This is a genomic window from Burkholderia sp. Ac-20353 (assembly GCF_017104785.1).
Taxonomy (GTDB): Bacteria; Pseudomonadota; Gammaproteobacteria; order Burkholderiales; family Burkholderiaceae; genus Burkholderia.
This window is the reverse complement of record NZ_JAAGPL010000322.1, coordinates 1-6,093: the sequence shown is the minus strand read 5'-3', so window position 1 is coordinate 6,093 and position 6,093 is coordinate 1. Positions and strand designations below refer to the sequence as shown.

5 protein-coding genes are annotated in these 6,093 nt (G+C 70.4%); all 5 read right to left on the bottom strand.

Annotated elements, in window-relative coordinates; all coding sequences use genetic code 11:
- Nucleotides 1–838 (bottom strand): ABC transporter ATP-binding protein (locus G3N94_RS39105; protein WP_205799551.1); only part of this gene is annotated, 838 nt, incomplete at its 3' end.
- Complete coding sequence (locus G3N94_RS39100) at nucleotides 835–1,677, bottom strand: ABC transporter permease (protein WP_205799553.1); 843 nt, start codon at nucleotides 1,675–1,677, stop codon at nucleotides 835–837. The genes G3N94_RS39105 and G3N94_RS39100, both read right to left, overlap by 4 nt.
- A gap of 23 nt (nucleotides 1,678–1,700) precedes the next feature.
- Complete coding sequence (locus tag G3N94_RS39095) at nucleotides 1,701–2,714, bottom strand: ABC transporter permease (protein ID WP_205799550.1); 1,014 nt, start codon at nucleotides 2,712–2,714, stop codon at nucleotides 1,701–1,703.
- 4 nt (nucleotides 2,715–2,718) lie between these two features.
- Entirely contained in the window at nucleotides 2,719–4,362 is a 1,644-nt protein-coding gene (locus G3N94_RS39090) for an ABC transporter substrate-binding protein (protein ID WP_241022328.1), read from the bottom strand.
- Nucleotides 4,362–5,603 carry an SfnB family sulfur acquisition oxidoreductase gene (locus G3N94_RS39085; RefSeq protein WP_205799549.1) on the bottom strand — a complete coding sequence of 414 codons (1,242 nt, stop codon included), beginning with the start codon at nucleotides 5,601–5,603 and terminating at the stop codon, nucleotides 4,362–4,364. Before G3N94_RS39085 ends, G3N94_RS39090 begins: the two co-directional genes overlap by 1 nt.
- Nucleotides 5,604–6,093 lie beyond the last annotated feature (490 nt).

Below are 6,093 nucleotides of genomic sequence, written 5' to 3'. Positions count from 1 at the left end.
GCACGCCGCTGCGCGCGACCGCGCGCTGCGTGACCCGGCCGTGCGGCACCGCATCGAGCAGCGCGCGCGTGTAAGGATCGCGCGGCGCGCGCAGCACGTCGGCCGCGCGGCCGCTTTCGACGATTTCGCCGTCGCGCAGCACCGCGACGCGATCGGCGATCTGCGCGACCACACCGAAATCATGCGTGATCAGCAGCACGCCGGTGCGCGTCGCGCGGGTCGCTTGCGCGATCAGCGCGAGAATCCGCGACTGCGTGGTGACGTCGAGCGCGGTCGTCGGCTCGTCGGCGATCAGCAGTGCCGGTTCGAGCGCCAGCGCCATCGCGATCAGCACGCGCTGCCGCTGGCCACCCGACAGCGCATCGGGGTACGCATGACGCAGCCGCTCGGGTTCGGGCAGCCCGACGTCGTGCAGCAGCGCGGTCACGCGCGCAGCGCGTGCGGCTGCCTCGCCGCGGCCGGTCAGCACGCGATGAACGCGCAGCACCTCGTCGACCTGCGCGCCGACCGGCATCAGCGGATTGAGCGCGGCGAGTGGCTCCTGGAAAATCATCGACACGTCACGCCCGCGCACCGCGCGCCATTCGGCTTCCGTGCCGCGCGTCAGGTCCCAGCCATGCAGCACGATCCGGCCGCGCTCGCGGCGCACGCCGTGCGGCAGCAGCCCCGCGATCGCCGACGCGAGCAGCGACTTGCCGGATCCGGACGCGCCGACCACGCACAGCACTTCGCCGGGCGCGATCGTCAGCGACACGTCGCGCACCGCTTCGCGACGCTCCGCGCCCGGCGGCAACGCGAGCGTGAGATGCTCGATCGACAGCAGCGGCGCGCCGCTCATCGCGCGCCCTCCGTCGTCGCCCGCGCGAGCGCCGACGCCACGCGCAAGCCTTCGCCGACGCGATTGATCGCGAGCGCGGTCGCGACGATCGCGACGCCCGGCCAGATGCTCAGCCACCACGCGTCGCGAATCACGTTGCGCGCGGCGCCGATCATGAAGCCCCAGCTCATCTGCGCCGGGTCGCCGAGCCCGAGGAACGACAGCGCCGACTCGGTCAGGATCGCGGTCGCGACCATTAGCGCGGCCAGCACCGCGAGCGGCGGCAGCACGTGCGGCAGGATCTGGCGCCGCACGAGCGCGGCGGGCGTCTCACCGGCAACGCGGGCGGCCAGCACGAATTCGCGGTGCGCGAGCCCGATGAACTCGCCGCGCACGAGCCGCGCGATCGCGGGCCACGACGCGGCAGCGATCGCGATGACCGTCGATTCGAGCGACGCGCCGAGCACCGCGGCAATCGTCACGGCAAGCGCAAACTGCGGAATCGTCTGGAACAGCGCGGTGACACCCATCAGCACGCTGTCGATCCAGCCACCGCACCAGCCCGCGAGCGCGCCGACCGTCGCGCCGAGTGCAAAGGTTGCGACGGTTGCCGCGAGCCCGACGAACAGCGACACGCGCGCGCCCCACAGCAGGCCGACCAGCACGTCGCGCCCGAGCATGTCGGTGCCGAGCGGATGGCCCGCATCCAGCAGCGGTCGCATCATCGGCTCGGCCGCGAGGCGCCACGGCGACGGCAGCCACAGCGGCGCCGTCAGCGCGACCAGCGCGGCGGCGGCGAGAAACAGCGTGCCCGCGAGTGCACCGGGCGCGCGGACGAAGCGGTGCAGGAAGCGCTGCAGGAAGCGCTGCGAACGGCGGCTCATCATCGCGCCTCCCGCACGGCAGCACGCGGATCGACGATCCCGTACAGCAGATCGGTCAGCGCATTGAACCCGACGACGAGCGCCGCGACGACCGCCAGCAGCCCGAGCAGCACCGGATAGTCGCGTTGCATCAGCGCGTCGTACATCAGGCCGCCGAGGCCCGGCCACGCGAACACGATCTCGGTGACGAGCGCGCCGCCCGCGAGCTGCCCGAGCTGCAGGCCGCCGAACGTGACGACCGGCAGCAGCGCATTGCGCAGCACGTGGCGAATCATCACGCGCGGCTCGGACGCGCCCTTCGCACGCGCGGTGCGCACGAACTCCCGTTCGACGACTTCGAGCATCGCCGCGCGCGTGAGCTGCACGTAGATCGCGCCGTAGACGAGCCCGAGCGTCGTCGCGGGCAGCACGAGGTGCGCGGCCACGTCGAGCACGTGGCGCACGCCCGTGTAGCCGGCGCCGACGCTCTCCATCCCGAACGACGGCAGCCAGCCGAGCCAGACCGAGAAGACGATCACGCTCGTCAGCGACAGCCAGAACAGCGGCGTCGCATACGCGATCACGGCCAGCGCGCCGATCGCGCGCGCGACCTGGCGTTCCCACCTGCCGTCGCGCGTCTCGCACCACGCGGCGACGGCGCCGGCCGTCACGCCGGCCACGACCGACACGGCGAACGCGGCCGCCATCAGCAGCAGCGTCGCAGGCAGGCGCTCCGCGACGAGTTGCAGCACCGGGAGCTGATTCCGGTACGAGTAGCCGAAATCGACGTGCACGACGCGTTGCAGATACACCGCGAACTGTTCCACTAGCGGCCGGCTCAACCCGAGCTGCGCGCGCAGCCGCTCGACGTATTCGGCATCGCCCGCGCCCGCGTCGCCCGCGAGCATGAGCGCCGGATCGCCGGGCGCGAGCCGGACCAGGAAGAAATTGACGACCAGCACGCCGAGGACGACCGCCAGCCCCCGTACCACCGTCGCCGACACGCGCAGCGCGCTTCTCAACCCGCTTGTCATGGCGTTACCCGATCCATGTGTCCTCGAGGCTGTCGTTCACGCTGGTGGCCGTGCGCAGCAGGTTGTGCACGTTGCGCCGGTACACCGTGGGATTGACCATCTCGAAGATGTTGGCGATGGCCGCGTCGTTCGCGAGCGCCGTCTGGATCTGCGCATAGAGCCCGCGCCGCGCGGCCGGATCGGTCGATTGCGCGGCGGCGTCCCACTGCGCATCGAGCGTCGGATTGCGATAGCCCTCAACGTTGCCGAACGGCGATCCCTTCGAGATGCCGTCGATCCGGTACAGCGGCGACACGCCGAAATCGGGATCCGCGTTCTGGAACAGGAAGTTGTAGCTCAGGTCGAAATCCCAGTTCGCGACGCGCGCATACCAGCCGGCCGCGTCGGTCGTCTGCACACGGATGCGGAAGCCCGCCTGCGCGAGCGCCTGCTGCGTGTATTCCGCGACGCGCTCCCACGCGCCGCCCTTCTCGCCGTTGAGCAGCACGAGCGGAAACCGGCCGACGTCGACGCCCGACTGGCGGATCAGCGCCCGCGCACGGTCCGGGTCGTGCGCAAAGCGCGGCACGCCCGGATCGTAGAACGGCGACGACGATACGAACGGGCCGTTCGCCACCTTCCCGTAGCCGTAGAAGATCCGGTCGACGATGAACTGGCGATCGAGCGCATGCAGCACGGCCTGCCGCACGAGCACGTTGTCGAACGGCGGCTTGCGCTGGTTCAGTTCGAGAAAGGCCATCCCCGTGAACAGCTCCCAGCCCTGCGTCGTGAGCGCGACGTCCGGCAGTTTCGCGAGCCGCGCGACGTCCGCGTAGTCGACGTCGCCCGCGCGCAGCGCATGAATCTGCCCGCGCTCGAACGCAATCGCACGCGCGGCCGCGTCGGGCACGATGTTGAACACGATCCCGTCGAGATACGGCAGCCCCTTCTTCCAGTAGTCGGGATTGCGCGCAACACGCACATACGCGCCGCGCTTCCACTCGCGAAACACGAACGGCCCCGTGCCGACCGGATGCTGGTTCGCCGGATTGCTGCGCGGGTCCTTCCCCTGGTACAGGTGGGCCGGCAGGATCGGCAGCAGCCCGCTGCCGAGCAGATTGATCAGGCCTGCATACGGCTTCTTCAGGCGGATCGTCACCTGCAGCGGCCCGCTCGCGTCGATCGACGCGATGTACTTGTCGAACGTCACCTTCGTGCGCGGCAGCGCCTGCGGTGCGATCTCCTTCAGCGTAACGACCACGTCCTGCGCGCCGAACGGCTGCCCGTCGTGCCAGCGCACACCCGGCTGCAGGTCGAACGTATAGCGCAGCCCGTCGGCCGACACGTTCCAGCTGCGTGCGAGCACCGGCACCGGCCTGAGCTGCGGATCGTAGACGAGCAAGCCCTGAAAGATCTTGCCGCCGACATACTGCGACGCGACGTGCGGCGTCACCGCATTGACGAGCGACGGCGGCTCCGGCTGCGCGAACAGCGACAGCGTGCCGCCGCGCACCGGTGCTGCAGTGGCCGCAGCGGCGGCGGCGTCTGCGGCGAACGCATGCGCGGCGCCGCCGAGTCCGGCCGCGGCCCACGCGGACGCGATCAGGTAACGACGTCGCGCGGGGTCCTGCAGCGCGAACTGTGGCGGATTCGAACGCGTGCCGTTCATCACAGATACCCGTGGCGCGGCGGATTGACGTGGTTGAGCACGTAGTTGCCGATCGCGTGGTATTTCCAGCGCACCGGATCGTGCAGCGTGTGTGTGCGCGCGTTGCGCCAGTGACGGTCGAGGTTGTACTCGCTCAGCACCGAGCGCGTGCCCGACAGCTCGAACAGCTTGTTGGTCGCGAGGATCGCGAGTTCCGTGCCGAGCACCTTCGCGACCGCGACCTGCACCGACGCGTGCGCGACCTGAGCGTCGTCGGGCGTGTCCGGCAGCGCGGCGAGTTCCGTGGCCGCGCGATCGAGCACGGCCTCGGCCGCGAGCAGCCGGATCTGCAGGTCCGCGACATCGCGAATCACGTACGGATCGTCCGATGCGCGCGCGATGCCGCTGTCCGCCCACGGCCGGCTGCGCGTGCGCACGAAGTCGATCGTGTCGGCGATCGCCGCGCGCGCGATGCCGACGTCGATGTTCGCATGCAGGTATTGCGACACGGGCCCCGCAAGCGTCGGCCGCTCGAACGCGGCCTGGATCGACACGACGTCGGCCGGATCGACCTCGACCTCCGACAACGTCAGCGTGCCGCTTGCCGTCGTGCGCTGGCCGAAGCCGCTCCAGTCGTCGACGATGTCGAGCCCCGGTCGGTCGCGCTCGACGAGTGCCTGCACGTAGCGGCCGTCGTCGTCGAGAGCGAGCACCGCGATCCAGTCGGCGAACAACGCGCCGGTCGAATAGAACTTCTGGCCGTCGAGCACGAGACGCCCGCCGCGCCGCGTGAGCCGCGTGGCGATCTCGAGCGCGTTCTTCGTGCCGCGCTCGGACGCCGCATGGCCGATGCGCGCGCCATCGAGCGCGAGGCCGAAGAACTTGCGGCGCTGCGCGTCGTCGCCGGTCAGCCGGATCACGTCGAGCGCGTGGAAATGATTCTTCGGCAACTGGCCGATCGACGGGTCCGCTTCGGCGACGGTCCGCACGACTGCGCCGAGCGTCGCAAGCGATACGTCCGCGCCGCCGTACTCACGCGGCACGGTGATCCCCCACAGGCCGCTGCCCGAGAACAGGTCGAGCTCGGCGAACGGCAGCCGCCGCTCGCGGTCGCGCAGCGCCGCGTCGCGCGACAGTTCGCCGGCAAGGCGGCGCGCGGTTTCGAGCGCATGCGCGTCGTCGGCGATGCGGCTCGCAGGCGGACGGGAAGAAATCGGAGACGGCGCGGGAGCAGGCGCAGCGGCGGACGTGAACGCGTTCATGAAAATCCTCGTTGTTAGAAGCATGGTCCGTGTCGTGAGCAAGCACCGTGCCACGACCGTCCTGCCTGCGCGTGCGGCCACCGTGCGTCGAATCGCGCGCTGGATTTCCAGCGAGATGCCGCAAATGCAGCACGCCGTGCGGCCACGCGCAGCGGTGCTGGGTTTTCAGCAAAGCGGCCGAAATGCGCGACCGTCTGCCCCCGTCCGGCATACCCCGATCGACGGCAATGCCGCGAGACATCGGCCCGCGCGCCCGCTGGCACGGCTGTTGCGAAGAGGCTGCTCGACACGCCACCGCACGCGGCGCGATCGACCAGGCGTGCCACGCCGCGCGCCGGCTACATGCATCAAACACACATCACACGCGCATCGACAGGGGTTTAGAGATGAAATACACGTTGTTGAAGGCCTCCATCGGCGCATCGGCGCTGCTGGCCGCCGCGCAGGCGCTGCACGCGCAGGAGCCACCGGCCACGGCCGCGACATCGGC